This is a genomic window from Microcystis wesenbergii FACHB-1317 (assembly GCF_014696875.1).
Classification (GTDB): domain Bacteria; phylum Cyanobacteriota; class Cyanobacteriia; order Cyanobacteriales; family Microcystaceae; genus Microcystis; species Microcystis wesenbergii_A.
This window is the reverse complement of sequence record NZ_JACJQV010000012.1, coordinates 1-1624: the sequence shown is the minus strand read 5'-3', so window position 1 is coordinate 1624 and position 1624 is coordinate 1. Positions and strand designations below refer to the sequence as shown.

At 41.1% G+C, this 1624-nt stretch carries 3 protein-coding genes; 1 reads left to right on the top strand and 2 read right to left on the bottom strand.

Annotated features, from left to right (window positions below; genetic code table 11):
- Positions 1–279, top strand: a 279-nt coding sequence (locus H6F92_RS00225; RefSeq protein ID WP_277882280.1) for an IS4 family transposase, incomplete at its 5' end; no start/stop codon positions are given.
- A 135-nt stretch (positions 280–414) separates the two neighbouring features.
- Here H6F92_RS00225 and H6F92_RS00220 read toward each other — a convergent pair.
- Entirely contained in the window at positions 415–705 is a 291-nt protein-coding gene (locus H6F92_RS00220) for a circadian clock KaiB family protein (RefSeq protein WP_002772019.1), read from the bottom strand.
- Positions 702–1529: a response regulator gene (locus H6F92_RS00215; protein ID WP_190356382.1), complete on the bottom strand. Its 828-nt coding sequence runs from the start codon at positions 1527–1529 to the stop codon at positions 702–704. Before H6F92_RS00215 ends, H6F92_RS00220 begins: the two co-directional genes overlap by 4 nt.
- Positions 1530–1624: the final 95 nt, after the last annotated feature.

Below are 1624 nucleotides of genomic sequence, written 5' to 3'. Positions count from 1 at the left end.
GCACGCTTACACGGAGAGGAGAGTTGTGAAAGTTTTTTGGAAGAACATGAATGGCAATCTTTGTGTGCCACTATTCATAAAAAGAGTCCGCCACCTGAAAAGCCGCCCTCCTTTCGAGAAGCGGTCAGAATGATTGCTTCTCTTGGGGGGTTTTTAGGTAGAAAAGGCGACGGTGAACCAGGTGTTAAAACTATTTGGTTGGGACTGCGAAGGTTACATGATATCAGCCAGACTTGGAAACTATCTCATCAAATTAGTTCCCCCATAGAACCCCCTTGAGCCATCTTGCACACTTTTCTCTTTTTGTCAAATTTTATGTTAAGAAAGATGTGACTAATGGATAGCTTATTAAGGGGGGTATCTACCTACTTATTAGCGAGGAAAAACCTAACCAGAAGAATTTTTAGGTGAATCCTAATTGAGATGGGAGTCTTTGGGAATAACATCCAAACCGAGGAGAACCTTTTGAGTATTGGACATATCGCCGATAATTCTTTGTAGGGGTGGGGGAAGTTGTTTGACTAAAGTAGGAGTTACGAGAATTTTATCCTGTTCCGCTAATTGCGGCTGTTCGAGAACATCAATTATTTCTACCGTATAAAGACCGGATAACTCCTCGCGACAGATCCGAAAAATATTGGCGATCGCCCTCTGGGATTTACTTGAATCACCCATAATGTAGAGTTTGAGAAGATATTGACTCATGATTGCGTGTTATTGAACAGTTTAATGTTGCTGAGACCGATATAGTATTTACGATAGAAAGAGACGAGATAACCCATCAATTCCAAGACCATAAGACGACCTTCGCTAACGTAGGCCTGCGCTTTGGCCAGGGTGACATCCTGATTTTTTTGGCGTAGGGTGGTGGTATGAATATCCACCACATCGCGAGGACTAGCTTTTAAGAATCCTAACTTATCGGCCAAGCTTCGCAGTCGTTCCGATAGATTATGTTCCACTTTGTATGCTTGTTCTTCTAAAGCTGAATCTAATAAATCTCCGTAATTTTGGACTAATTCTTGAAAAATATCGGGAATACTCTGCCTTATTGCCTCAGAACCGAACATTTTCGCCGTTATGCTAGTTTGTCCTCCCTTGATTAACTGTTCCAGTTCGCGAAATTCTTCTTCCTGTTGTTGATGTTTAAGATTGAGGATATATTGCTGACGCTCGATCGCTACACGAATTTGATAGACTAAAAGACTACTATCGATATTATTTAACTGAATATAACCATCAGCACCCAGTTGAAAGGCTTTAACGACTAATTTCTCATCATTGCTAGTGGTTTGAACCACTATCGGTATAGCAGCGGCTAATTCTCTGGTTTTGACTAGAATATTTAAGCCGGGGGGGACGGAGATTTCCAAGCTTAAGAGGATGAGATCAAATTTCTCCCCTGCCAGTTTTTCGGCAGTTTCCTGTAGATCCTGAGCTTGGGTGAGGGCAAAAGTCAACCCCTCAGCCAGAGAACATTGGGGGGCCTTTAACAGCAATCTCTGGATTAATAGACCTCCTGCAAAAATAGGAACTGATTATGTAAAATAAAGTAAAACACTCAGAAAAACAATGACTTACGAAAAAGTAAAAAATTTGAATCCAGAAGAGTTTAAACGCTTTT